Source organism: Mycobacterium sp. FW102-FHT13B02 (genome assembly GCF_058790275.1).
This window is the reverse complement of the sequence record NZ_JBYTCM010000011.1, coordinates 58,003-83,451: the sequence shown is the minus strand read 5'-3', so window position 1 is coordinate 83,451 and position 25,449 is coordinate 58,003. Positions and strand designations below refer to the sequence as shown.

18 protein-coding genes are annotated in these 25,449 nt (G+C 68.5%); 3 read left to right on the top strand and 15 right to left on the bottom strand.

From position 1 onward, the window contains the following. Positions 1-40: 40 nt before the first annotated feature. The 5 genes from pks2 to mutA form a co-directional block, all read right to left on the bottom strand. Positions 41-6,286, bottom strand: coding sequence for a sulfolipid-1 biosynthesis phthioceranic/hydroxyphthioceranic acid synthase (gene pks2 / locus AC3WTE_RS19335; RefSeq protein WP_492440194.1), 6,246 nt, complete (start codon positions 6,284-6,286; stop codon positions 41-43). Between the two features lie 663 nt (positions 6,287-6,949). After that, positions 6,950-8,242 (bottom strand): esterase/beta-lactamase LipL, encoded by a 1,293-nt coding sequence (gene lipL, locus AC3WTE_RS19330; protein ID WP_492440028.1) that lies wholly within the window; start codon positions 8,240-8,242, stop codon positions 6,950-6,952. Between the two features lie 348 nt (positions 8,243-8,590). Beyond that, entirely contained in the window at positions 8,591-9,565 is a 975-nt protein-coding gene (meaB, locus tag AC3WTE_RS19325; RefSeq protein ID WP_492440026.1) for a methylmalonyl Co-A mutase-associated GTPase MeaB, read from the bottom strand. A 10-nt stretch (positions 9,566-9,575) separates the two neighbouring features. Further along, positions 9,576-11,834, bottom strand: a complete 2,259-nt coding sequence (scpA, locus tag AC3WTE_RS19320) for a methylmalonyl-CoA mutase (RefSeq protein ID WP_492440024.1) — start codon at positions 11,832-11,834, stop codon at positions 9,576-9,578. Between the two features lie 2 nt (positions 11,835-11,836). Beyond that, positions 11,837-13,684 (bottom strand): methylmalonyl-CoA mutase small subunit, encoded by a 1,848-nt coding sequence (mutA, locus tag AC3WTE_RS19315; protein ID WP_492440022.1) that lies wholly within the window; start codon positions 13,682-13,684, stop codon positions 11,837-11,839. A gap of 224 nt (positions 13,685-13,908) precedes the next feature. Between mutA and AC3WTE_RS19310 the strand changes: the two genes are divergently transcribed. Next, a complete protein-coding gene (locus AC3WTE_RS19310) occupies positions 13,909-14,628 on the top strand; it encodes a TVP38/TMEM64 family protein (RefSeq protein WP_492440020.1) in 720 nt (239 codons plus the stop codon). Then, the gene (locus tag AC3WTE_RS19305; RefSeq protein ID WP_492440018.1) at positions 14,625-15,098 is read left to right on the top strand and encodes a nitroreductase family deazaflavin-dependent oxidoreductase; all 474 of its coding nucleotides are present in this window, start codon (positions 14,625-14,627) and stop codon (positions 15,096-15,098) included. The genes AC3WTE_RS19310 and AC3WTE_RS19305 overlap by 4 nt, the downstream gene beginning before the upstream one ends. On the opposite strand, the gene AC3WTE_RS19300 is transcribed toward AC3WTE_RS19305, so the two are convergent. Genes AC3WTE_RS19300 through AC3WTE_RS19290 form a run of 3 tightly spaced genes read right to left on the bottom strand, consistent with a single transcriptional unit; the run spans position 15,095 to position 17,124 of the window. After that, complete coding sequence (locus AC3WTE_RS19300) at positions 15,095-15,457, bottom strand: DoxX family protein (RefSeq protein WP_492440016.1); 363 nt, start codon at positions 15,455-15,457, stop codon at positions 15,095-15,097. The two genes, AC3WTE_RS19305 and AC3WTE_RS19300, sit on opposite strands and share 4 nt — an antisense overlap. Before the next feature lie 2 nt (positions 15,458-15,459). Continuing rightward, positions 15,460-16,647 (bottom strand): SPFH domain-containing protein, encoded by a 1,188-nt coding sequence (locus AC3WTE_RS19295; RefSeq protein ID WP_492440192.1) that lies wholly within the window; start codon positions 16,645-16,647, stop codon positions 15,460-15,462. Between the two features lie 45 nt (positions 16,648-16,692). Then, positions 16,693-17,124, bottom strand: a complete 432-nt coding sequence (locus AC3WTE_RS19290; protein WP_492440015.1) for an NfeD family protein — start codon at positions 17,122-17,124, stop codon at positions 16,693-16,695. Positions 17,125-17,183: 59 nt separating this feature from the next. On the opposite strand from AC3WTE_RS19290, the gene AC3WTE_RS19285 reads away from it, so the two are divergent. Then, positions 17,184-18,020: an Rv1486c family protein gene (locus AC3WTE_RS19285; protein WP_492440013.1), complete on the top strand. Its 837-nt coding sequence runs from the start codon at positions 17,184-17,186 to the stop codon at positions 18,018-18,020. A gap of 6 nt (positions 18,021-18,026) precedes the next feature. Here the strand turns inward: AC3WTE_RS19285 and AC3WTE_RS19280 are convergent, their stop codons facing one another. The 7 genes from AC3WTE_RS19280 to ripA form a co-directional block, all read right to left on the bottom strand. Beyond that, positions 18,027-19,040: a ferrochelatase gene (locus AC3WTE_RS19280; protein WP_492440011.1), complete on the bottom strand. Its 1,014-nt coding sequence runs from the start codon at positions 19,038-19,040 to the stop codon at positions 18,027-18,029. Between the two features lie 92 nt (positions 19,041-19,132). Then, positions 19,133-19,942 carry an NADH-dependent enoyl-ACP reductase InhA gene (inhA, locus tag AC3WTE_RS19275; protein ID WP_492440009.1) on the bottom strand — a complete coding sequence of 270 codons (810 nt, stop codon included), beginning with the start codon at positions 19,940-19,942 and terminating at the stop codon, positions 19,133-19,135. Between the two features lie 44 nt (positions 19,943-19,986). Then, positions 19,987-20,751 (bottom strand): 3-oxoacyl-ACP reductase FabG1, encoded by a 765-nt coding sequence (fabG1, locus tag AC3WTE_RS19270; protein ID WP_492440007.1) that lies wholly within the window; start codon positions 20,749-20,751, stop codon positions 19,987-19,989. 86 nt (positions 20,752-20,837) lie between these two features. Then, positions 20,838-21,761: a DUF58 domain-containing protein gene (locus AC3WTE_RS19265; RefSeq protein WP_459370043.1), complete on the bottom strand. Its 924-nt coding sequence runs from the start codon at positions 21,759-21,761 to the stop codon at positions 20,838-20,840. 74 nt (positions 21,762-21,835) lie between these two features. Continuing rightward, the gene (moxR1, locus tag AC3WTE_RS19260; protein WP_492440005.1) at positions 21,836-22,984 is read right to left on the bottom strand and encodes a chaperone MoxR1; all 1,149 of its coding nucleotides are present in this window, start codon (positions 22,982-22,984) and stop codon (positions 21,836-21,838) included. A 163-nt stretch (positions 22,985-23,147) separates the two neighbouring features. Further along, a complete protein-coding gene (gene ripB, locus AC3WTE_RS19255; RefSeq protein ID WP_459370041.1) occupies positions 23,148-23,870 on the bottom strand; it encodes an NlpC/P60 family peptidoglycan endopeptidase RipB in 723 nt (240 codons plus the stop codon). 103 nt (positions 23,871-23,973) lie between these two features. Beyond that, on the bottom strand, positions 23,974-25,431 hold the full coding sequence (ripA, locus tag AC3WTE_RS19250; RefSeq protein WP_492440004.1) for an NlpC/P60 family peptidoglycan endopeptidase RipA: 1,458 nt from the start codon (positions 25,429-25,431) through the stop codon (positions 23,974-23,976). Between the last annotated feature and the right edge of the window lie 18 nt (positions 25,432-25,449).

Genomic DNA, 25,449 nt, shown 5'->3' with positions numbered 1-25,449 from the left:
AATTCAGCGCGCGGCTTCTGTGACGCCCTACTCTGACCCGTCATGTCGAAATCGCCGTCGAAATCGCCTCTCCCAGGCGTTCTGCCAATGCTCGAACATTCGTGATGTCCGATGAACCGATCCGGACTCCCGTCTCGGCCTCGATACGGGTCCGCAGTTCGAGCGCCCCGAGCGAATCGAGGCCGTACTCGGCCAACGGACGATCGGGATCGACAGATCGCCTAAGTATCATAGACATAGCGTCGGTAATCAGGCGCCTCAGACGAGCGGGCCGCTCCTCCTCCGAAAGGGCGTGGAACTCCGCGAGGAACTCGCTGGTGCCCGCACCTCCCCGCCCGATGTTGGCGAACGACTCCGCAAACTTGCTGGTCTGGGCGAAAGCCACCAGCCAGTCCGCTCCGGCCACCGGCGCGTAGCCGGCGTAGGCGCGGTCGTGGCGGATGATCGCGTCGAACGCGTACGCGCCGTCCTCCGGATCGATCGCCATGGCCTCGTCGGCGGCCATGCCCTGCCCGGCGCCGATCTTCGCCCAGGCGCCCCAGGCAATGGCCGTGGCCGGCAGTCCCTGGGCACGGCGCCACTGCGTGAACGCGTCCAGCCAGCTGTTTGCCGCGGCGTAGGCGCCCTGTCCGGGTGAGCCCACCATGGCGGCGGCCGACGAGAACGAGCAGAACCAGTCCAGCTCGGCCCCGGCCGTCGCCTCGTGCAGGTGCCATGCGCCGAATACCTTCGGAGCCCAGTCCCGCTCGATCAGCTCGTCGGTGATGTTCGGCAACGTCGCGTCCTCGACCACCGCCGCGCCGTGCAGCACGCCGCGCAGCGGCTTGCCGGTGGACTCGGCGGCCGCGACCAGACGGGCCGCGGTGTCGGCGGCGGCGATGTCACCGAGGACCACCTCGACCTCGGCGCCCTTGCTCCGGACCACCTCGATGGCCTGCTGGGTCTGGGCGCTCGGCTCCGAACGCGCGTTGAGCACGATGCGTCCGCAGCCGCCGGCCGCGAGCTTCTCGGCCAGGAACAGGCCCAGACCACTCAGACCACCGGTGACGATGTACGAACCGTCGGGCCGGTACACCGGGGCATGCTCCGGCGACAACACCGCCTCGAACTCCCCCGTGTGCGGGATGTCGAGCACGAGCTTGCCGGTGTGGCCGGCCGCGCCCATCACCCGGATGGCGGTGGCGGCGTCGCTCAGCGGGTAGTGCGTGGTGTCCGGCACCGGCAGGACGCCGTCGGCGATCTGCCCGAAGATCGTCTCCAGCATGCCGCGGGTGACGTCGGGGTTGGTCAGCGTCAGCAGGGCCAGATCGAGCGCGTAGAACGACAGGTTCCGGCGGAACGGGAACAGTCCCATCCGGGTGTCGCCGTAGATGTCGCGCTTGCCGATCTCGACGAACCGGCCGCCGAACGTCAGCAGCTCGACACCGGCCTTCTGTGCCGCGCCGGGCAGCGAGTTCAGCACGACGTCAACGCCGTAGCCGTCGGTGTCGCGGCGAATCTCGTCCGCGAAGGCCGTGCTGCGGGAATCGTAGACGTGCTGAATTCCCCAGCTGCGCAGCAGGTTTCGACGATCGTCGCTACCCGCGGTGGCGTAGATCTCGGCACCCGCGGCCCGCGCGATGGCGATGGCGGCCTGCCCCACACCACCGGTGGCGGAGTGGATCAGCACCTTGTCGCCGGCCTGGATGCGGGCCAGGTTGTGCAGGCCGTACCAGGCGGTGGCGTGCGCACTGGGCACCGCTGCCGCACTGCCCTCGGGCAGGTCGACCGGAATCTTCACGGCCAGGTTGGCATCGCAGGTGACGAACGTCTTCCAGGCACCGGTCAGCGAGATGCCCGCCACCCGGTCACCGATCTGGTGATCCGTGACGCCCGGGCCGACAGCGGTGACCACACCGGCGAAGTCCGCACCCGGCTGCGGGAGCCGGCCCTCGAAGCTCGGGTACCGGCCGTACGCGACCAGCACATCGGCGAAGTTCAGGTTGGACGCCGCGACCGAGACCTCGATCTGGCCCGGTCCCGGCGCGACCCGCTCGTACGCGGCCAGTTCCGCCGACGACAGGTCGCCGGGGGTCCGGATCTGCAGCTGCACACCGTCGGTCTCCGGTCGCACGACGCAGGTGCGGCGTTCCTCCGGCTGCAACTGGCTCAGGTTCAGGCGCGCGGTGAACCACTCGCCCGAGCGCCATGCCGTCTCGTCCTCTTCCGAGCCGGACAACAGTTCCGCCGCGACGTGCGCCACGTCGGCCTGCACGTCCAGATCGATCTGGGTCGGCCGCATCGCCGGGTACTCCATGCCGATGGCTCGCATGAAGCCGCGGATACCGCCCTGCTCGAGGTTGGCCACATCCGCGGACAGCACGGTCCGGGCACCCCGGGTGAGCACGTACAGCCGCGCGGGCTGGCCCGGCACGTCCGGCAGTCCGCGCACGATGTGCACCAACTGCTCGACCTGCGTCATACCGCGCTGGGCGGTGGCCGCCGACGCAGATGCCGCCGAGTCCTCGGGCGCACCCGTGACGACGACGACGCCCTTGAAGGGCTTGGCGGTCAAGGTGGCCTGCAGCGACTCGAGGTTCGACGCGTGGTCAGCGTCGGCCGGCCACGCCATGGTGGAGACGTCGGCCTCGTCGGACTGCAGGACCTCGGACAGCTTCTCGGTGAGGCTGTCGGCGTCTGCTGCGGCCGAGATCAGCAGCCAGCGGCCCGGATCCACGACGTCGGCCACCGGAGCATCTTGGCTGCGCCATTCGATGTTCAGCAGGCGTTCGTTCAGCAACCGTTCGCGCTGACCGTCCTCGGACACACCCGTGCCCAGGCGCAAGCCGGTCACCGCGAGCAGCACCGCACCGTTCTCGTCGAGTACGTCGATGTCGGCTTCGACGGCTGTCGGGGACAGGCTGACGAGCTTGACATAGCAGTAGTGCGCGTTGCGCGTCGATTCGTAGGCTCGCAGCTTGCCGACACCCAGCGGCAGCATCAGCGCGCCGGTGGTGTCACCGTGCAGATCGGGATGCGCGGCCACCGCCTGGAAGCAGGCGTCGAGCAGCGCCGGATGCACCGTGTACGCACTCTGCTGCGACCGGATGGCCCCGGGCAGCGTGACCGCCGCGAGGACCGTGGTGCCCACGGTCGTGTGCGCCGCGGTCAGACCCGAGAACGCCGGCCCGTACTGGATGCCGCGATCGGCGAACCAGGCCCTCAGGTCGCCACCGTCGACATCCTGCGTGTGGGCGGCGACCAGCTTGGCCAGGTTGTAGGCGGGGCGGGCGGCGTCATCATCGACGGCGTGCAACGTCGCGGCGGCCCGGCGCACCTGCTCGCCGTCCTGGTAGGTCTCGACGAGGAAGTCGATGTCGCCCGACGGAACCGCGGTCGCGACCGCCGACACGGCGGTCTCCTCTTCGAGCAGGAGCATCGCCTCGAAGGCCACGTTGCGCACCTCGGAGGCCTCGCCCAGCACCTCGCGAGCCGCACCGAGTGCCATCTCGCAGTACGCCGCACCAGGCAGTGCCGCCACGTTGTGCACCTGATGGTCACCCAGCCACGGCTGCATATCGGTGCCCACGTCGGACTGCCAGACGTGACGCTCGGGCTCTTCCGGGAGGCGGACGTGCGCGCCGAGCAGCGGGTGCACGGCCAGCGAGGCCCCGCCGGGCGCCTGCTCGTGCGGGTCGCGCGTGAGGATCAGGTGGTTGCGGGTCCACGTCGGCAGTGGCACGTCGATGAGCACGCCATCGGGGTACATCGCCGAGAAATCGACTGCCGCACCGGCATTGTGCAGGTCGGCGACGACCTCACGCAGGCCGTTCGGCACCTCTTGTTCGCGACGCATCGCCGCCAGGGCCGCGATGCCGATGTCCTGATGCGCGGCGTTCTGATTGACCGCGTGCACCAGCAGCGGATGCGGGGCCAGCTCGATGAAGACCCGGAAGCCGTCGTCGAGCGCGGCCTGCACCGCGGCGCCGAACCGCACCGTGTGGCGCAGGTTGTCAACCCAGTAGTCGGCGTCGTAGTCGGCGGGATCGCGCGGGTCGTACTGCGTGGCCGAGTAGTACGGCACCGCCGGCTCGTCGGGCTCGAGGTCCTCGAGCGCGTCGGCGAGCTCGTCCAGGATCGGGTCGACCTGCGGGGTGTGCGACGCCACGTCGACCGCCACCTCGCGGGCCATGACGCCGCGCTCGTCCCACTCCTTGACCAGCGTGCGGATGGCGTCCTTCTCGCCACCGACGACGGTCGACTGCGGCGAGGCGACGACCGCCAGCACGACGTCGCTGACGCCGCGGGCGCCGAGCTCGGAGAGGACTTGCTGGGCGGGCAGCTCCACCGATGCCATGGCGCCCGAGCCGGACACCTTGAGCATCAGGTTGGAGCGGCGGCAGATGACCTTCACGCCGTCGGTCAGCGACAGTGCGCCGGAGACGACTGCCGCCGCGGATTCGCCCATGGAGTGGCCGATGACCGCGCCGGGCTGCACTCCGTAGGACCGCAGGGTCGCGGCAAGCGCCACCTGGATGGCGAACACGGCGGGCTGGATGCGGTCGATGCCGGTCACCGTCTCACCGGCGGTGATGGCGTCGGTGATCGAGAAGCCGGACTCCGCTTCGATCAGCGGTTCGATCTCGGCGATGGCGGCCGCGAATGCGGGCTCGGCGGCCAGCAGGCCGGCGCCCATGGCTGCCCACTGCGAGCCCTGGCCCGAGAACACCCATACCGGGCCACGATCGCCCTTGCCGGCCGAAAGCTGGTACGGCGTCTCGCCGTCGGCGACCTCGCGGAGCGCCTGGATCAGCCCTGCGGCGTCCTCGGCGAGGACCGTGGTGCGGACCGGGCGGTGGGCGCGGCGGCGCGACAGCGTGTAGGCCGTGTCCGCCACGTCCAGGGATTCGCCCTGGGCTGTGGCCCAGTCGGCCAGCCTGCCTGCGGTGCGGCGCAGTTCCTCGGCCGAGGTGGACGACACCGGGAACAGCAGCTTGCCATTGCCAGCCAAGCTCGCCCGGCCCCCGGACTCGACGGTGCGCGGCGACGATGCGGCGGGCGCCTGCTCGACGACGGCATGCACGTTGGTGCCCGAGAGGCCGTAGGCGGACACGGCGGCGCGGCGCGGGTGGTCGGCGGTGGCCGGCCACGGCACGAGCTCCGTCGGCACGAACAGGCCGGTGGAGATCGCGGCCATCTCGGCGGGCATCTCGTTGTAGTAGAGGTTCTTCGGCACTTCACCGTGCTGCAGGGCCAGGACGGCCTTCATCAAACCGACCGCACCCGAAGCCGACTGTGCGTGGCCGAGGTTGGTCTTCACCGAGCCCAGGACGACTGGGCCTTGCTGGCCGTAAACCGTTGCCAGACTTGAGTATTCGATCGGGTCACCAACCGGCGTTCCGGTGCCGTGCGCCTCGATGTAACCGATGGTGGCGGGGTCGACGGCGGCCAGGTCGAGCGCGCGCCGGTAGACCGCGACCTGGGCGTCCTCGCCCGGGGTCGCGATGTTGACGGTGTGACCGTCCTGGTTGCTCGCGGTGCCGCGGATGACGGCGAGGATGCGGTCGCCATCGCGCTGCGCGTCGTCGAGGCGTTTCAGCATGAACATGACGGACGCTTCGGCGGACACGAAGCCGTCGGCGGCCACGTCGAACGCGTGGCAGTGGCCGGTCGGCGACAGCATGCCCTGCGCCGAACCCGAGGACATCTTGCGCGGCTCCAGCATGATGTTGACACCACCGGCCAGTGCGGCGTCGCTCTCGCCGTCGTGCAGGCTGCGGCATGCGTGGTGCACGGCGAGCAGGCTGGACGAACACGCCGAGTCGACGGTGTACGCGGGACCGTGGGCACCGAGATGGTAGGAGACGCGGCCCGAGGCGAGGCTGTAGTTGTTGCCGGTGAAGCCGTACGGCCCTTCGATGGCGTGGGCATCTGCGGCCAGCAACTGGTAGTCACCGGCAGTCATGCCGACGAAGACGCCGGTCAATGAGCCCGCCAGCGACGCCGGGTCGATACCGGCGTGTTCCACGGCCTCCCAGGAAGTTTCGAGGATCAAGCGGTGCTGCGGGTCGATCGCGGTGGCTTCGCGGTCGCTGATGTTGAAGAAGTCGGCGTCGAAGCCGGCAACGTCATCGATGAAGGCGCCCCACTTGGAGACCGACCGGCCGGGCACGCCGGGCTCCGGGTCGTAGTACTCCTCGGCGTCCCACCGCTCGAGCGGAACTTTGGTAACCAGGTCGTCACCGCGCAACAGGGCTTCCCACAACTCCTCTGGCGAACTGATCCCGCCAGGAAGTCGGCATGCCATGCCGATGATCGCGACGGGTGTCGTCGGTGACCCACCCACTTAGCTACCGCCTCTCCGAGCAGTCCGGACCGACTCCGACACACGCTGTGCCGGGTGGCTCGCAGACCGCCGCTCAATCTTTTTGGAAATCGTCTTTGCCGCTTTAATCAAACTGGCTCGAAATCCTACCGGGTCAAATTAACTGATCCGCCGAATCGGGGCTACCCGTTTCGGCCGAATCGCTACCAGGCCACCATCACCACCGGATATCCGCAGCACACTCGCCACGGAAGGCCCAACCCACCCGGCGCGCCGTTGCACAGGGCGTTGGTTCGGAGCCTTTTCGAACCAGCCTCGGGCCGGAAGCATAGCGCTCCGTAGCGAACAACGTTCACCCCAGCACCGCACACACAGAGACGGCGCGACAGGGCGAATGTTTGCGTGGATATGGAAATTGCAATTGGAGCAACATTGCAAAAATCCGATACCTACAGGCTGCGGCCATAAATCCGTATTTTCGGCAATGGTCGATACACATGGTACGAAATGTCTAGTGTGACGAACTCCGCTCGATGCGGGCAAAAAATCAACACGCCAGACATCTGCGGGTTCGTGAAAGTACCGTGCTGAGGGCGGTCCGCGTCGCTTCCGATGCTGCCGCGTATCGCGCGCGCGCAAACTCCGTCAGCCCGCCACGGGCGCCGGATCTGCATAGGTTGCACCGAACTCCGTCACCCGGCAGAAACCGTTGCTGCGGGCCTGCGCGACACTGTGTCGCACCATTGCCCCGAGCGCCACGAAACCGGCCTGATCGGCAACCATGAGCGGCGTCAACAGCCGGTTGTGCACGAAGCCGAACGCCAGGCCGCGATCCGGGTCGGCCCAGCCCAACGACCCACCGAGGCCGACGTGGCCGAACCCCGGCATGATGCCCGGGAACGGCAGTCCGTGATAGCCCAGGTTGAAGTCCATCGGCAGCCCGAGGCCCAAGTCGGGGAACACACTGCCCGTGCCGCGCAGCTGCGCCACCGTGCCGGCGGACAAGAAGCGCATGCCATCGATCTGGCCACCGTTGGCGATCGCGCCGTAAACGCGGCCCAGCGATCGAGCCGTGGCCACCCCGTTGGCGCCCGGCATCTCGGAATCCAGCAGCGGGGTTTCCCCTTGAGCCATCGACCGCATACCGGTGAAGTACATCGAGCCGAATCCACCCGAGAACGGCAACTTCGCCACATACGGCGCCACCGCGTCGAACAGCGGATTGCGGATGCGGAACTGCGGTCCGATGATCTGCGCCGGCTGCGTGGGCGCATCGGCCGACGGACGGCCCAGATGCAGACCGTCCACACCGAGCGGTTCCGCCAGCTCTGTGCGGAACAGCTCCCGCATGCCCTGGCCCGTCACCGCCCGGGCCAGGCCGGACAACAACCAGCCGTAGGTGATGGCGTGGTACGCCGGGCGCCCCTTCATCCAGCTCATCGGAGCCGCCGCCAACCGCTGTTCCATGAGGCGGTGGTCCATCAGCTCATCCCGGGTGGCGCCGTTGAGCTGCGACAGCCCCGCCCGATGCCGCATCAGCTCCCGCACCGTCACACCGGCCTTGCCCTTGGCCGCGAAGGCGGGCCAGTAGTCGGCCACCGGTGCGTCGTAGGCGATCAGACCCCGGTCGGCCAGCCGGTGGATGACGGTCGAAGCCAACCCCTTGGTCGCCGAGAACACCATGGCGCCGGTGTCCGCTTCCCATGGCCGGTTGCCCCATCGGTCGGCCCACCCCGTCCATACATCGACGACGGGGACGCCGTCGAGGTACACCGAGAGGGCGCCGCCGCCGAGAAAGCGGCTGGGGAACATGGCAGAAAAGGCCCGCACCACGTTTGCGAAATTGGGGTCAGCGGCACCGTGAACGCCCTGCGGAAGAGGCCCGCCGGCGGACCGGAGAGGCGCGACATTGCGCTCCCGGCGAAAAGCGTTGGTCATTACCAAATGATGACCTGCCGTTGCCGCCGATCATCTCCGACGTTATCAATCTGTTAACTAAATAGTCTGGCGCACACGGCCGGAAATTCACTTCAAGATCGCGGCTACGCCGGCATAACTCGTTGCGAAAAGTCGACTACACCGACTGTTTTTCATGGTCACAGCGGACATCTGGCGATATTGATCGGTAGCCACACTCATCCGACCGCCGTTTTTGGCGGGATTGCGGCACGCCACTGAACACACCAACATTTGGTTTCGCCAGACGCGCGGCGCGAAAACACCCGGCCCGTACTCGATACCACGCCGGCAGCACCCGCCGGGCAATACCGAGGCGAACGCGGTCCGTCAGTTCGCGAGGTCGATGATGCGCTGCGCCGCCAGTGCGGGTGTGAGTTCGCCGTCGCGCACCTGACGTTCCACCTCGTCGCGGTGCGCCTTGACGGCCGGGTTCGACAGCACGCGGTCCAAGACGGTGTCCCGCACCATCGTCCAGGTCCAGTCCACCTGCTGAGCCCGGCGCCGGGCCTCGAACTGGCCCGCCGCGCTGAGGGTGTCCCGATGCTTGAGCACGGTGTCCCACATCTCGGCCAGACCGTCGCCACGTAGCGCACTCATCGTGAGCACCGGCGGCCGCCACAGGGTGTCGCGCGGATAGATCAGCCGGATGGCACCCGAGAGCTCGCGGGCCGCGGCCTTGGCTTCGATGGCATGCTCACCGTCGGCCTTGTTGACCACGATGACGTCGGCCAGCTCCAGCACACCCTTCTTGATGCCCTGCAGCTGATCGCCGGTGCGAGCCAGGGTCAGGAAGACGAAGGTGTCGACCATGTTGGCCACCGTCACCTCGGACTGTCCGACGCCGACGGTCTCGACCAGGACGACGTCGTAACCGGCCGCTTCGAGCAGCACGATGGTCTCGCGGGTGGCCTTGGCCACCCCGCCGAGCGTGCCCGACGTCGGCGACGGCCGGATGTATGCCTCGGGCTGCACCGCCAGCTGAGCCATCCGGGTCTTGTCGCCCAGGATCGAGCCACCGGTACGGGTCGACGACGGGTCGACCGCCAGCACCGCGACGCGGTGTCCTTGCCCGATCAGGTACATACCGAGCGCCTCGATCGTGGTCGACTTCCCCACCCCGGGCACGCCGGTGATGCCGACGTGCAGCGCCCGGCCCGCTTCGGGGGTGAGCTCGAGCAGCAGCTGCTGCGCGGCATCACGATGGTCGGCCCGGGTGGACTCGACCAGTGTGATGGCACGCGACAGCGCGGCCCGATCGCCGGCCCGGATCCTGGCTGCGAGTTCGGAAACCGGGGCCGTCATGTCCGCCACCTCAGAGCTTGTAGCCCAGCCGCTCGGCGAGCTTGCCCAACAAGCCGATCGCGGCCTCGGCGATCACGGTGCCGGGCGGGAAGATCGCCGCGGCACCCGCGGCGTACAACTCGTCGAAGTCGCCCGGCGGGATCACGCCGCCGACCACGATCATGATGTCCGGACGCCCCACCTCGGCCAGTGCATCGCGCAGCGCGGGCACCAGCGTCAGGTGGCCAGCGGCCAGCGACGACACCCCGACGACGTGCACGTCGTTGTCCGCCGCCTGCCGCGCCACCTCGTCGGGCGTGGAGAACAGCGAGCCGACGTCCACGTCGAAGCCGATGTCGGCGAATGCCGTGGCGATCACCTTCTGGCCGCGGTCGTGACCGTCCTGGCCCATCTTGGCCACCAGGATGCGGGGCCGACGGCCGTCGGCCTCGGCGAACTTCTCGACCAATTCCGTTGCGGTGCTCACGTTTCCGGCCTTCCCCACCTCGTCGCGGTAGACGCCGGCGATGGTGCGGATCTCGGCCTGGTGCCGGCCGTACACCTTCTCCAGGGCGTCGGAAATCTCGCCGACGGTCGCCTTGGCGCGGGCCGCGTTGATGGCCAGCGCCATCAGGTTGTTGCCCAGGCCGTCTTCCCCAGCATGACCGGATTCGCCTGCGGCACGGGTCAATTCGGCCAGCGCGGCCTGAGTGGCGGCCTCGTCGCGGTCGGCCCGCAGCTGCTGGAGCTTGGCCAGCTGCTCGGCACGCACGCGGCTGTTCTCGACCTTGAGGACCTCGACGGCCTGGCCTTCATCTTCTGCGGACACCTGGTACTTGTTGACGCCGATCACGGTCTGGGCACCGGAGTCGATCCGGGCCTGGGTGCGGGCGGCGGCCTCTTCGATACGCAGCTTCGGAATGCCCTCGCCGATGGCCTGCGCCATGCCGCCGTGCTCGGCGACCTCCTTGATGTGGGCGCGGGCCTTCTCGGCGAGCTGGTGGGTCAGCCACTCGACGTAATACGAGCCGCCCCACGGGTCGATGGGCCGCGTGGTGCCCGACTCCTGTTGCAACAGCAGCTGAGTGTTACGGGCGATGCGGGCGGAGAAGTCGGTGGGCAGCGCCAGCGCCTCGTCGAGGGCGTTGGTGTGCAGTGACTGGGTGTGGCCCTGGGTGGCGGCCATGGCCTCGATGCAGGTGCGGGCCACGTTGTTGAACGGGTCCTGCGCGGTCAGTGACCAGCCGGAGGTCTGCGAGTGGGTACGCAGCGACAGCGACTTGTCACTCTTCGGCGCGAACTCGGCGACCAGCTCGCTCCACAACAGACGGCCGGCACGCAGCTTGGCCACCTCCATGAAGAAGTTCATGCCGATGCCCCAGAAGAAGGACAGCCGGGGCGCGAACTTGTCGATGTCCAGCCCGGCGTCGAGGCCGGCCTTGATGTACTCCACACCGTCGGCCAGCGTGTAGGCCAGCTCCAAATCCGCTGTGGCGCCGGCCTCTTGGATGTGGTAGCCCGAGATGGAGATCGAGTTGAACTTCGGCATCTTGGTGCTGGTGTAGCCGAAGATGTCCGAGATGATCCGCATCGACGACTTCGGCGGATAAATGTAGGTGTTGCGGACCATGAACTCTTTGAGGATGTCGTTCTGGATGGTCCCGGCCAGTTTCTCCGGCGGCACGCCCTGCTCTTCAGCGGCGACGACGTAGAGCGCGAGGATGGGCAGCACCGCACCGTTCATCGTCATCGAGACGCTGACACTGCCCAGGTCGATGCCGTCGAACAGCTGGCGCATATCGAGGATGGAATCGATTGCCACACCAGCCATTCCGACGTCGCCCTGGACGCGGGGGTGGTCCGAGTCGTAGCCGCGGTGGGTGGCGAGGTCGAACGCGACCGACAGACCCTTTTGGCCGGCGGCCAGGTTGCGGCGGTAGAACGCATTGGACTCTGCGGCGGTGGAGAACCCGGCGTACTGCCGGATGGTCCACGGCTGGTTCACGTACATGGTCGGGTACGGCCCGCGGATGAACGGCGGGGTGCCCGGAAAGCTGTCCAGCGGGTAGCCCGCTTGAGTCGCGGCATCCCTGTCCTGGGCGATGTACACCGGCTTGACGTCGATGCCCTCGGGGGTCGACCAGGTGAGCTGCGCCGCGGTATAGCCGTGGGCGCCGGCCGCGTCGGCGACGTGGGTGTCGACGGCGTCCGCGGTGGGCGCGGCCGCGGCCTCGCCCTGCAGCGGAACATCGGCGAAACTGGCGATGGGGGTGGCCTCAGTTGCGGTCATTGTCATGCCCCCAATCGGGTGAGCAGGGTCGAAAGCGCTTCGACGGCATCGATTTTCATGGTCAGGTACGCATCGGGTTTAGCAGCGGCAGCGGCCACCGCCTTCTCCGGTCCGGCAAGGTAGACGTGCGCGACGCCGGCCGCGCGGGCGGCCTTGATGACGTCACCGGCTTCCTCGGCATAGCGGGCGTCGGTGCCGCAGACCACCGCGACGACCTGGCCCGCGGCGGCGGCCGCGACACCCGCAGCGTCGACGGTTCCGGGGTTGACGGCTTCGACACCTCCGGAGGCCAGCAGGTTCGAGGCGAACGTGGTGCGGACGTTGTGCTCGGCCAGCGGTCCGACGGGCAGCAGCACCGCCTGCGGCCGCTTGCCGGTCTTCGCCAGGTAGCCGTCGGAGCGGTTGCGCAGCGCCTCGAAGGCCGCCGCGTACCGGACCACGCCGGGGAACGAATCAGTCTGTGCGAGTGCGTTTTCCGCGAGGTTCGGGAACTCGTTCACACCCGTGAGGGCGGTGCGCCGGTGCGCGATGTCGTCGGCACGCCGGGCCGCGACTTCGGCGATCTGGGCACTCAGGTGATCGCGGGCCGCAACAAATCCACCCCGCGATTCCAGGTCCTGGAACTTCGCCCAGGCCTGCTGCGCCAGCTGGTCGGTGAGGTCCTCGACGAACCACGAGCCGCCCGACGGGTCGACGACCCGGCCCAGGTGCGACTCCTCCAGCAGCAACAGCTGGGTGTTGCGCGCCATGCGGCGGCTGAAAGTGACTGCGGTTCCGGGCAATCCGCCGGCAATGGCAGCGTCGAACGTCTCGACCAGCACGGTGTCGGCACCGCCGACACCGGCGGCGAACGCGGCGAGCGTGGTGCGCAGCATGTTCACCCACGGGTCGCGCTGCGACATCATGGCCTTGGAGGTGACGGCGTGAATCGTTGCGGCACCGGCGTCAGGTGCACCGACAACCTCAGCAACCCGCGCCCAAAGCTGGCGCGCCGCCCGGAGTTTGGCGATCGTGGCGAACTGGTCGTCGTCGGCCGCGAAACGGAAACTGATCTGCCGCAACGCATCAGCGGCGGACAGCCCGCCGCCGGTGAGCAGGCGCAGGTAGGCGACACCGGCGGCGATGGCACCCGCGAGCTCCAGGGAGGCACTGGCGCCTAGGTTGTGCAACGCGGCGGCGTCGACCGTGACGGCGCGCACTCCCCCGTCGTACTCGGTCAGCTTCGCCGCGGTGGCGACGACGTCGGCTTCGGCCGCGGCGGCACGACCCGACAGCGGCGCCGTCAGAGGGTCGGCGCCGAGGTCGATCGACAACCGGCCGCGCTGGTCGGCGTCGAACGCCTTCACCAGCGCGAGGAGCTGGTCGGCGGCACCGGCAACGTCGGCGCCGGCATCGAGGAGCACCGGAACCAGGTCCAGGAAGACACCTTCGAATACGCGATCCAGCTGGTCGACGGGCACGCCGCCCGTTCCGACCCGAACCTCGAGGGCACTGGTGCCGTCGGTCAGGGCAAGCAGGATGGCCCCGTTGACCACGCGGGCGTCGGCGACTTCAGTGTCGCTGGAGATCGGGAAGGATTCGGTCACCTTCCAGCCGGCGAGCACGTCGCGGTGGGCGTCACCGCCGCGGGTGAAAGGCCAGTGTCCGGGCAGCGAGGGCTCGGCCAGGCCGTCCAGGCTGGTGTAGAGGGGACGGACCGGGAATCCCTCATAAGTGGGCGTATCGAGCAGACGCTCGGGGTCTGCCGGCAGTTCCTCGACTGCCTTGCGGGTGCTCTTGGCGAGCACGCCGGCGACGTTCTCTTGCCACCGCGCGTAGCGGTCCCGAACGGTGGACGCGTCGACAGTCACCGGCGACTCCCAATCTTTCGGCCATCAGACATATGGCACTGCATGCAGAAATGCCTATCACACTTGGAATTCAGGCTAAATCACGCAGGTCGCTACTACCCAGTAGCTCCACCGCACACCCGGCTGTCCATACCTCTGACCGCGACGAGTTGCCGCGATCGACGTCCCAACGCACCCGCTCCTGACAGCGGTGATCAGCCGGTCGCCCCGTACCCTTGGAAGACGTGAACTCCGTTGTCAGCGCGCTGCGCACGGTCCTGTCTGCGGTGCAAGCCACTGCAGCGCAGATGCCGCCCAGACGAGCCGCCGGCATCGGAACGGCGATTGTGATTCTTGTCGCAATCGCGATCTGGGTGCCGTTGCCCAACGCGGTCGAGATGCGCGACTGGGCGGCCGCGGCGGGGCCGTGGTTCCCGTTGGCCTTCCTGCTGGCCCACACCGTCGTCACGGTGCTGCCGTTCCCCCGTACCGCTTTCACCCTCGCCGCAGGGCTGTTGTTCGGTTCCGCCCTCGGCGTCACGCTCGCCGTCATCGCCAGCACGCTCAGCGCGTTGATCGCGCTCTGGCTGGTGCGGGTGCTGGGCTGGCACCTGAGCAAGTTGTCGCACAAGCACATCGACAGCCTCGATGCCCGGCTCAAGCAACGGGGCTGGGCGGCGATCTTGTCGATGCGCATGATCCCGGCCGTGCCGTTCTCGGTGCTCAACTATGCGGCCGGTGCCTCGTCGGTCCGGGTGCTGCCGTACGCGATCGCCACGTTCTTCGGCCTGCTGCCGGGCACCGCGGCGGTCGTCATCCTCGGCGACGCGCTCACGGGACAGATTCGGCCGTCGCTGCTGGTCGTGTCGGCCTGCACCGCGACCATCGGAATCTGCGGACTGATCTACGAGGTCCGGCTCCATCGCCGCGCCCACGCCGCTGCACAGGACACCGTGGGCTCATGAGCGCACTCGCCGACCTCGGCGCCCGGATGCTGCGTAACCGCCGCCTGGTGCGGGCCCCCGTCTGGCTGTACCGGGCGCGGTTGGGAGCACTGCTCGGCTCGCGCATGCTGATGCTCGAGCACGTCGGCCGCAGCTCTGGTCAGCGTCGCTACGTCGTACTCGAAATCATCGACCGGCCGCACGCCGGCACCTTCATCGTGGCCTCCGGGTTCGGGACCACCGCGCAGTGGTTCCGCAACATCTGCGCCAATCCCCGGGTCCGGATCTGGATCGGCAGTCGCGGCGCCGCACCTGCGACGGCCCGGGTGCTCGATCAGGCCGAAACCGATCGGACGCTGGACGACTACCGGACCCGCCACCCCAAGTACTGGGCGCAGTTCCGGCCGGTGCTCGAACAGACGCTCGGCCAGTCGATCGGGGACCGCGACATCCCGCTACCGATGGTGGAACTGCGATTGCAGCAGACCTAGGCCTCGCGCTCGGGCAGCCCTTTCGCTGTCATCGCGCTGAACAGTGCCAGGAACAGCACGGCTGGTGCGGCGTTCTGGGGCTTGTCGTGGGCTTTGACGTGCGCGGTGACGGCGAGCGTGAAGTACAGCGCCAGCATCGCCGTGGTCAGCCGCGCCAGCACCGAATTTCGTTGCCCGGCAAGCAGACCCACAGCGGCCGCCGCCTTGGACCCGACCAGGACCCACCGGTACTCCAGCGGGAAGTTCACCGACGCCAGCGACTTCTCGATGGGCGCGATGGGCACGGCACACGCCACGGCATCGCCGGCGAGCAACAGGCTCAGCGCGGTGTAGGTCTTGCGGGACGTCAACAGGCTCATGGTCACCTCGCGTGTTGCCCGGCGGGCGGGTCGATTTCAGGGGTCTGGCGGGACTCGATCGGCTGCGTCGGCGGGGCCGGCGGCACCGACAAGGGCGGCGCGCTGTAGCCCGGCTGCTGGACCGGGGTACGGGCCTCGGCCTCGGCCTTCGCGACCGCCTGTGCGATGGCCGGGTCGGTCTGGGTGGAGAACCAGTCGGCGACCTCGTCGGCATCGTCTTCGGCGGCCTTCGCGGCCGAGTCATCGACGGGCGACGGCGTGTAGCGGAACACCCCGTCCTCCCCCGGCGCCCCGAGCAGTTTGGTGAAACCCTGTAGCGCGGAACCGAAGTCGCTGGGCACGACCCACACCTTGTTCGCTTCGCCCTTCGCCATCTGCGGGAGGGTCTGCAGGTACTGGTAGGCCAGCAGCTCCGGGGTGGGCCGGCCGGCCTTGATGGCGGCGAACGTCTTCTCGATGGCTTTCGCCTGGCCCTGCGCATTCAGGTACTGGGCGGCACGTTCGCCCTGTGCGCGCAGGATGCGCGACTGCCGGTCCGCCTCGGCCGCCAGGATCGCGGCCTGCTTGGCGCCCTCGGCCGCGAGAATCTGCGACTGCTTCTGGCCCTCGGCCTGCTTGATCGACGCCTCGCGGGCGCCCTCCGCGGTCAGGATCATGGCGCGCTTCTCCCGGTCGGCCCGCATCTGCTTCTCCATCGAATCCTGGATGGACGGTGGCGGATCGATGCTGCGCAGCTCGACCCGCGCGACGCGCAGGCCCCACCGGCCGGTGGCCTCGTCGAGCACGCCGCGCAGCTGGGCGTTGATCGAGTCGCGAGAAGTCAGCGTCTGCTCCAGCGTCATACCGCCGACCACGTTGCGCAGCGTCGTGGTGGTCAGCTGCTCGACGCCGACGATGTAATTGCTGATCTGGTACACCGCGGCCTGCGGGCTGGTCACCTGGAAGTAGACGACGGTGTCGATGTTGACCGTCAGGTTGTCCTCGGTGATCACCGGCTGCGGCGGGAACGACACCACCCGCTCACGCAGGTCGACCCGCGCCCGGATCTTGTCGATGAACGGCAGCAGCAGCGTCAACTGCCCCGAGACCGTCTTGCTGTAGCGGCCCAGCCGCTCGATGACCGCCGCCTCGGCCTGCGGGATGAGCGCCACCGATTTGACTACCACGACGATGGCCAGTGCCACCAGCATCAGCAGAAGAACAAGTGCACCAGTCAATTTCAGCTCCCCTTGGGTTCAGATGGTCCGGAAGACCACCGCGGTGGCGCCGTCGATCCGCACCACCGTGACGTGATCGCCGGGCTCGAAGACATCGTCGTCGTCCAGCGGACGCGCCGTCCAGATTTCGCCGTCGAGTTTTACCTGCCCTTCGTGGCGGGCCACCCGATCGAGGACCAGTGCGGTCTTGCCTTCCAAGGCCCTCACCGGCTCCGGCAGGCCCGGGGCGCCCAACCGCTTGCGCAACGCCGGCCGCACCAGGACCAGCAGCAGGACCGACACGATGAGGAAAGAAGCGCCGTCGGCCCAGATGGGCCAGCCGGTGGCCCAGCTGAGGCCCGCCGTCGCCAGGGCGCCGCCGGAGAGCATGAGCAGGAACATGTCACCGGTGAGCGCTTCGGCACCGGCGAGCCCGATGGCCAAGACGAGCCACAGCAACGGCACCGGCATGCGACCAGAGTAGCGCCTTGCAGGCGTTATGGGCCGGAGCGTTTTACACTGCGTGCATCATGTGGTGTCCGAGTGTTTCGCTGACGGTGTGGGCCAATGCCTGGCATGCCGGCCTGGCCGCACCTGACGATGTCCTGGATGCGTTGTCGCCTTGGGCGCCACGGCATTCCATTGCCGCCTACGACGCAGTGGCGGCCAGCCGGACCGGCCTGCCGTGGCCGGACCTGACCAACTACGGCGGCGTCACGTTGCTCCAGACGCTGCGGCACGCCGCCGGTGCAGCGCGCTCGGAGCCGGCCATGAGCCTGGTACTGCCCGTACCCGGCGATGTCCGCGGCCTGCCCCCCGGCACCCAGTTCCAGCAGGACGCCATCGACGCGGGCGAAGCCGTCGTCGTCACCTCGAACTACGGTGAAGCCGTCGGGCTGGTCCCCGATTTCGAATACGAGGACGACACCGACGACGCCGAGGTCAAGGCGCTGTCCTGGACGGTGTACTCGCTGCCGGCCGCACCGGTGGTCGGCCACTTCGACCTCGGCGAAGAGGAGTACCGGTTGCGCGACGCGGTCCGGTCCGCGGCCGATGCGCTCGGGCGCCTGCGGGCCGAACCGGGTTCGGACATCGACGATCCGCGCGAAATGGTCGAGCAGTTGCTCGAGGCCGGACACCTGCACCGGCTGCCGGACCACGCCCCCACCCGGGCGGTGCGGGTGCTGGAGACGGCTGCCCACATCGACGCGATCATCACCGTCAGCGCGGGGCTGGCGCCCATCGGCCTGCAGAGCGCATCGGAGATGCAGATCGCCAGCGAGGCCATGCGGCCGCTCGCCGATGTCGTGCGCTCCGCCCGGCTGGCCGCGGTGACGGCCATCCTGCACTCCGCCTGGGAGCGTTAGGCCCCGTCAGTCGCCGCAGCAGCCCGGCAGGCACAATGCGCCGTTGACGCTGCAGCCGTGACCGGGCACGGGATCCGGGCCCTCGACCCGCGCCGGCGCCGCTCCCGTGCGCAGCTCCTCTACCAGCGCCGCCGCCAACCGGGCGAAGCGCGGATCGGCATTGGGAGTCGTGGTGCGCGCCAACGTGATTCCCGCCTCGGCGGCCTGCTCGGCCAGTTCGTTGTCGAGGTCCCACACCACCTCGATGTGGTCGGCGACGAACCCGATGGGGCAGACGATGACGGCCTTGGTGCCGGCGTCCGCGAGCGCGGCCAGATGATCACCGATATCCGGGGCCAGCCAAGGGATTTGGGGCGGCCCGGACCGGGACTGCCAGACCTGGTCGTACTCGTCGTATCCGGCGGCGGCGGCGACCAGCCGGGTGGCATAGCCGACCTGACGGCTGTAGAGCCGCGGCCCGTCCCGTTCATCGACCCGGACGGGAATCGAGTGCGCGGTGAACACCAGCCGGGCATCGTCGCGCAGTTCGGCGGGCAACCGGGCGGCCGCTTCGCCGATCGCTTCGGCGAACATCTCGACGAACAGCGGATGGTCGAAGTATTGGCGCAGCTTCACCAGCTCCGGTGCCTGCGGTCCGGCCGCGGCGCGGCCCCGCGCGATGTCCGCGATGTACTGCCGGCAGCTGGAGTAACCGCCCCATGCCGAGGTGGTGAATACCGCGGCGCGACGAACTCCGTTGTCCCGCATGGCGGTAACCGTGTCTTCGATATATGGATCCCAGTTGCGGTTGCCGAAGTACACCGGCAGCTCCGGCATCGCCGCCTCGAGCTCCGAGATCAGCGCCCGGTTGATGCCGTTGATCGGCGACGCACCCCCGAAATGCAGGTAGTGCTCGGCGACGGCGTCCAGGCGCTCGGGCGGTACCCCACGTCCGCGCGTCACGTTCTCCAGGAACGGACGGACGTCGTCGGGGCCGTCCGGCCCGCCGAACGACAGCAGCAGTAGTGCGTCAATGTCCACTAGCTCGGCCCCTCCTCAGACGAAACGGCGCCCCGGCAGGCGAAGTGCGAGACCACGCCTGCTGGAACGCCGTGTCGGCGGAAACAAGACAATCAGAGCAGCTGGGTGCTGGCGCCACCATCGGCGTAGATGATCGAACCGGTGGTCGCGGGCAGCCACTCGGACAGCAGGGCACAGACGGTCTTGGCGACCGGCGTCGGGTCCTTCATGTTCCAGCCGATCGGCGCACGCTGGTCCCAGCCCTCCTCCAGCAGCTGCATCTGCTGGCCGGCCTCGTCGCCGAGGGCGCCACCGACGATGGCGCTCATGGCCAGGGTCCGGATGGGGCCTGCCGCAACGAGATTGGACCGCACGCCGTACTTGCCGGCCTCGCGCGCGACGAATCGGTTGACGGACTCGAGTGCGCTCTTGGCGACCGTCATCCAGTTGTAGGCGGGCATGGCGCGGGTCGGGTCGAAGTCCATGCCGACGATGCCGCCGCCGGAGTTCATGATCGGCAGCAGTGCCTTGGCGAGCGAGGCGTAGGAGTACGCCGAGATGTGGATGCCCTTGGCGACGTCCTCGTACGGGGCATCGAAGAACGGGTTGATACCCATGCCGCTCTGCGGCATGAAGCCGATGGAGTGCACGACGCCGTCGAGCTTGTTGCCCTCGCCGATCACCTCGGTGACGCGCTCGCCGAGCGAGGCCAGGTGCTCCTCGTTCTGCACATCGAGCTCCAGCAGCGGCGCCGGATTCGGCAGCCGGTCGGCGATGCGCTGGATCAGCTTCATCCGGTCGAAGCCGGTGAGCACCAGCTCAGCACCCTGTTCCTGGGCGACCTTCGCGATGTGGAACGCGATGGACGAGTCGGTGATGATCCCGGTGACCAGGATCCGCTTGCCTTCGAGCAAACCTGCCATTGTGCTGACTCCTTCTGAGTTCTGGTAAGCCAAAGAATGTGGGGTCAGTGACCCATGCCCATGCCGCCGTCGACCGGGATCACCGCACCGGCGATGTAGCCCGCGTCCTCCGACGCCAGGAAGCTGACGGCACCGGCGACCTCTTCGGCGGTGCCCACGCGCTTGGCCGGGATGAACTCCAGCGCACCTTCCTGGATGCGCTCGTCGAGGGCGCGCGTCATCTCGGTGTCGATGTAACCGGGGGCGACGACGTTGGCGGTCACGCCCGCCTTGGAGAGCTCACGGGAGATGGAGCGCGCCATGCCGATCAGGCCGGCTTTGGCGGCCGCGTAGTTGGCCTGGTTGCCGATGCCCCACATGCCCGACACCGAGCCGATGTAGATGATCCGGCCGAACCGCTTGCGCTGCATGCTGCGCGAGGCCCGCTGGGTGACCCGGAACGCGCCCGTGAGGTTGGCGTTGATGACCTCGGTGAACCGCTCCTCGGTCATGCGCATCAGGAACGCGTCCTTGGAGATGCCGGCGTTCGACACCAGCACCTCGACGGGGCCCTGATGCTCCTCGACCTCTTTGAACGCGCGGTCGATGGCCTCGGTGTCGGTGACGTCACACTCGACGCCGAACAGGCCCTCGGGCGCACCCGAACCGCGGTGGGTCACCGCAACCTTGTGGCCATCCGCGGCCAGGCGCTGCGCGATGGCCAGGCCGATACCCCGGTTACCACCGGTGACCAGCACGGAACGGGAAACGAAAGCCGGGCGACCGCCGGCAGGCGTGGCGGCACTTTCCGTGGCAACACTGTCACTCATGGTGGTCAACTTATCGTCTCAGCCGGTGCGGGCCGAAATCGGCGCGCTACAGCGCGCCGCGCGGCGGTCTGGGCAACTACCGGCGGCTACCGGGCCGCCATGGCGCCGCGGCGGCGGTTCGCCACGAACCGGACGACGTCGGCGATCCAGTCCCGGTCGGTGCGCAGCGTCAGCAGCGGGGCGTCGCATCGGCGCAGCGTGCGGGCCACCTCGTCGCGATGGGCCTGCGCGGCCCGGGCGAAGTCGTCGCGGAGTTGCTCGTCGATGGTGAATTCCTTGGTGATGCCGGACTCGGCGTCCTGCAACACCACGTCGCCGATGGCCGGCAGCTCCACGTCACGGGGGTCGATGATCTCGATGCCCAGCACCTCGTGCCGCCCAGAGATGGCCCGTAGCGGGCGCATCCAGTTGATGGGCCCCAGGAAATCGCTGATGATCACCGCCATGCCGCGCCGCCGCTCTGGCCGCCGCAGCGCATCGATGGCCGCCGCCAGGTCACCGCGGACCCCGACGGGCGCCTTCGGTGTGGTGGCGATGGCGCGCAGCAGCTCCTGCTCGTGCAGCCGCCCCGACAGCGCCGGCACCCGGCGCACGGTGTCGCCATTGGAGATGATGGCGCCCAGCCTGTTGCCGCCACCGCTGTTGAGGAAGGCGATCGCGGCCGCCGCCGCGACAGCCAGATCGCGCTTCTCGCAGCCCGCGGTACCGAAGTCCAGGCTGGCCGACATGTCGACGACCAACCAGGTCTCCAGTTCCCGGTCGGCGATCATCTGCCGCACGTGCGGATGCGTGGTGCGGGCCGTCACCGACCAGTCCATCCGGCGCACGTCGTCGCCGGGCTGGTAGAGCCGCGACTCCCCCGGCTCGGAGCCCGGGCCCGGCATCAGGCCCTGGTAGTCACCGTGCAACACCCCGTCCAGCTTGCGGCGGATGGTCAGCTCGAGCTTGCGCAGCGCGGCCGACAGTTCGGGGTCCCGTATCTGGCCGCGCTGCAACGACGGCAAATCCACCGACCTGCCGGACCGCGGCGAAGCCGAACGATCAGACGACTTCGGCGACTCCGAACGATCAGACCCGGGAGCGGTCACCGACCAGAGGCCCCAGCCGCGCCGGCCATCACCGGCGGCACCGAATGCCCTTGCTGCGGAACGGCATTCACCTGAGGCAGCGCGACGGTCTGCAGGATGCGGTTGATCACGGTCTCCGACGAGATTTCGTCGGCCAGCGCGTCGTAGGTAAGCACGAGGCGGTGCCGGAGCACGTCGGGGATGACCTCGACGACGTCCTGCGGGATGACGTAGTCGCGCCCGCGCACCAGGGCCAGCGCACGGGAGGCGCTGATGATGCCCAGCGAGGCACGCGGCGAGGCGCCGTAGGCGATCCAGGCCTTGGCGTCGGGCATGCCGAACTTCTCCGGCTCGCGCGTGGCGGTGACGACGCGCACCACGTAGTCGACGAGCGCATGGTGCACGAAGGTGTTGGCGGCCACGTCCTGCAGGCGCAACAGGTCGTCGGTGGTGAGGATCTGCTTGGGCTCCGGCGGCTTGACGCCCATCCGGTAGATGATCTCGCGCTCTTCCTCAGGCGATGGGTAACCGACGTTGAGCTTGAACAGGAAGCGGTCGCGCTGCGCTTCGGGGAGCTGGTAGACGCCCTCCTGCTCGATGGGGTTCTGGGTCGCCATCACGAGGAAGGGGCTGGGTAGCGGGAAGGTCTTGCCGCCGATGGAGATTTTGCGCTCGGCCATGATCTCCAGCAGCGCCGACTGCACCTTGGCGGGCGCGCGGTTGATCTCGTCGGCGAGCAGGAAGTTGACCATCACGGGGCCGAGTTCGATGTCGAACTCTTCCTTGCCGACGCGGTAGATGCGGGTACCGACGATGTCGGTGGGCACCAGGTCGGGAGTGAACTGGATGCGGGCGAACGAGCCGCCGACCACCTTGGCGAAGGTCTCGACAGCCAGCGTCTTGGCGACACCCGGCACACCTTCGAGCAGCACGTGGCCCTTGGCCAGCAGGCCGACCAGCATGCGCTCGACCAGCTGGTCCTGGCCGACGATGATGCGCTTGACCTCGAAGATCGCCCGCTCGAGGGTGTGCACCTCGGACTGCAACGATCCACTGGCGGGCTGCTGTGCGGTCGGCGCGGCATGCGCCCCGGGCGGGTAACCCTGCGTGGGAGCCGGGCCTGAGTAGCCTCCGGCGCCGTCGGGTGGCCCACTCGGTGACGTCATCTAGCTTCCTCCCAGGTTTATTCAGACCGGCTGTTCCGTCTGATTCGTCGTACACAAAATCGCTGGTCTAGCGGGTAGCCGCCAATATAGCGGCGCGCCCGGACTCAACTATTCCAGGCAGTCGGGTATCCGTCGACGTCGGCACGGCCGACTCAGGTGATTATCAGGTCTCGATGATGCGGGACAGGTGCGGTGACATGCCGGCCATCCGGACCGGGCTGACCGTCACCTTTCCGGCACTGCCGGAGGCTTCCAGCATCTTCCCGCCGCCCAGATAGATCGTGACGTGCTGGCTGCCGCCGGGGCCGTAGAAGATCAGGTCGCCGCGCTTGGCTTCCGACGGCGCGATGGCGCGGCCGGTGTTGTACTGGTCGCCCGAGTACTTCGGGATCTGGACGCCCACGCCGGCGTAGGCGTAGCGCGTGAACCCGGAACAGTCGTAGCCGATCTTGCCGGCGTCGTAGTCGACGCCGGGTCCCGGGCCGGTCAGGGTGCCGCCGCCCCACGAGTACGGCACGCCCATCTGCGAGCCGCCGCGCCGGATGACGTATTCGATGGCCTGCTTCCCGCCGACCCGGCCGCCCGGCATCATCGCGGCGCTTCCGCCGCCACCGCCGCTCGGCTTGCCGCCGAGACCCAGGCTGGACAGGAAGCTCTGGCCGAGGTTCTGCGTGGTCTGCAGGGCCAACTGGCTGGCCTGGAAAGTCGCGTTGGCAATGGCCACCGGGTCGCCGGGGGCGCCGGAGCTGGGTTTGGCGGGCAAGGTCGGATCCCAGCCACCGTCGGGGTCGGCCGCAGCGCGCGGCGCCGTCCCGATCGCGAATGCCAGCGCGAGCGCGCCGACGCCCGCGAGGACGTCTCTCCGGTGAAATTCCTTGCCCTGCAATGCAATAACCCCTATTTCTTCCCGTCGCTTCGCTCGCCCTGAGCTTTCTTCCCGTCGCTTCGCTCGCCCTGAGCTTTCTTCCCGTCGCTTCGCTCGCCCTGGGTCAGTATTCGATGTAGCGGATCACGTACGGCGTCATGCCGCTGGTTCGCACCGGCGAGATGTGCACGTCCGAGCCGGTGTAGGGGGCTTCGAGCATCTTCCCGTCGCCGAGGTAGAGGGTGACGTGCTGACTGCCGCCTGGACCGTAGAAGATGACGTCGCCGCGACGGGCCTGCGAGGTCGGGATCTTGCGGCCCATCTCGTACTGGTTGCCGGAGTAGTGCGGCAGCTTGATGCCGACGCCGGCGAACGCGTAGAGGATGAGGCCCGAGCAGTCGAAGCCCACCGTGCCAGAGCCCGAGTCGATTCCCGTGCTCGGACCCGCCGCGGTGCCGCCGCCCCAGGAGTACGGCACGCCGATCTGCGACATGGCGCGCTTGATCACGTACTCCGAGGCCTGCTTGCCGTAGACCCGCGGGATGGCGCCGTTGGTGAAGCCGGTCTTGGTGACATCGGCGGGCACCAGGCCGAGCTTCTGCAGGAAGCTGTGGCCCATCTGCTGAGTGACCTGCGCCGAGGTGGCCGTCATGCCGAGCACGCTGTTGATGACGGCGACCGGGTCACCGGGGATGTTTGCGCTGGCGATCTTGGGCAGGGTCGGGTCCCAGCCGCCTTCGTCCCACTTCCGGGGACCGCCGCCAGCACCGGGCGCGCCGTCCCAGTTTGCGGCGTAGCGGCCGGGATCGGCCGCGGGCGTACCGGGCGCCGTGGCCGGCCCGCTGTTCCCCGCCCATTTCGTGCGTACGGCGTCGAGCTTGGCCTGAGCCGCGTTGCGCTGGCTGACCAGCTGATCGAGTTGGGTCTGCTGCTCGGCGAATGTCGACCGGGCGTCGGTCAGGGCCTTGACCGCGTCGTCCTGGCGGGCCTGCGCGTCGTTGACGGCCTGATCGGCCTTCTGCTTGGCCAGCCGAGCCGCGGATTCACGATTGGCCAGTTCGGTGCGGGTGCGTTGCAGGTCGGCGATGGCCTCCTGCGAACTGATGGTCAGGGCCTGACCGGTGGCGGCCGTGTTGATCATCTCGCCGGGATCGGTGGCGGTCAGATAGTTGGCAGATGGCCCGTTGATATAGGCGGCCTCGGCGTACTTGTCGAAGTGAGCCTGTGCTGCGGCGATCGCCGCGTTGGCGTCGTGTAGCTCGCGCTGGCTTGTCTCAATGGACTGTTGGGCAGTGGCGGCGTTGTCGCGGGCGGTCTGCACGTCGGCAATGGCCTTGTTGACCGATTCCTGCCGGGTCTGAATGGAGGCGCCGAGGTCCTGAAGTTTCTGGTTGGCGTTGGCGAGGTCGGTGACCAGAGCGGCGATCTCGCCACTGCCGGGCTGGGCCGAGGCCGGGCCGAGGCCGACCCCGGAGGCGAAGACGGACGCGGTCACGACACCGAAAACCAGCGACCCGGTGCCGACGCGACTACCCAGCCGGGCGGCCAGCCCACCGCTGAAGGGGCGAATGCTGCGTCCCATTGACTAGGTCTCCTAAGG

Coding starts and splice junctions, on each gene's coding strand:
- meaB (WP_492440026.1), bottom strand. CDS start 9,565: ATGACGGCCCCGGTTTCCGAACTCGCAGCCAGGATCCGGGCCGGCGAT.
- AC3WTE_RS19290 (WP_492440015.1), bottom strand. CDS start 17,124: ATGCCGGTGCCGTTGCTGTGGCTCGTCTTGGCCATCGGGCTCGCCGGT.
- AC3WTE_RS19295 (WP_492440192.1), bottom strand. CDS start 16,647: ATGCTGGTGGCACTGGCCATCGTCGTGGTAGTCAAATCGGTGGCGCTC.
- ripA (WP_492440004.1), bottom strand. CDS start 25,431: ATGGGACGCAGCATTCGCCCCTTCAGCGGTGGGCTGGCCGCCCGGCTG.
- scpA (WP_492440024.1), bottom strand. CDS start 11,834: ATGACCGCAACTGAGGCCACCCCCATCGCCAGTTTCGCCGATGTTCCG.
- AC3WTE_RS19285 (WP_492440013.1), top strand. CDS start 17,184: ATGTGGTGTCCGAGTGTTTCGCTGACGGTGTGGGCCAATGCCTGGCAT.
- AC3WTE_RS19300 (WP_492440016.1), bottom strand. CDS start 15,457: ATGAGCCTGTTGACGTCCCGCAAGACCTACACCGCGCTGAGCCTGTTG.
- inhA (WP_492440009.1), bottom strand. CDS start 19,942: ATGGCAGGTTTGCTCGAAGGCAAGCGGATCCTGGTCACCGGGATCATC.
- AC3WTE_RS19305 (WP_492440018.1), top strand. CDS start 14,625: ATGAGCGCACTCGCCGACCTCGGCGCCCGGATGCTGCGTAACCGCCGC.
- fabG1 (WP_492440007.1), bottom strand. CDS start 20,751: ATGAGTGACAGTGTTGCCACGGAAAGTGCCGCCACGCCTGCCGGCGGT.
- pks2 (WP_492440194.1), bottom strand. CDS start 6,286: ATGGCATGCCGACTTCCTGGCGGGATCAGTTCGCCAGAGGAGTTGTGG.
- moxR1 (WP_492440005.1), bottom strand. CDS start 22,984: ATGACGTCACCGAGTGGGCCACCCGACGGCGCCGGAGGCTACTCAGGC.
- lipL (WP_492440028.1), bottom strand. CDS start 8,242: ATGACCAACGCTTTTCGCCGGGAGCGCAATGTCGCGCCTCTCCGGTCC.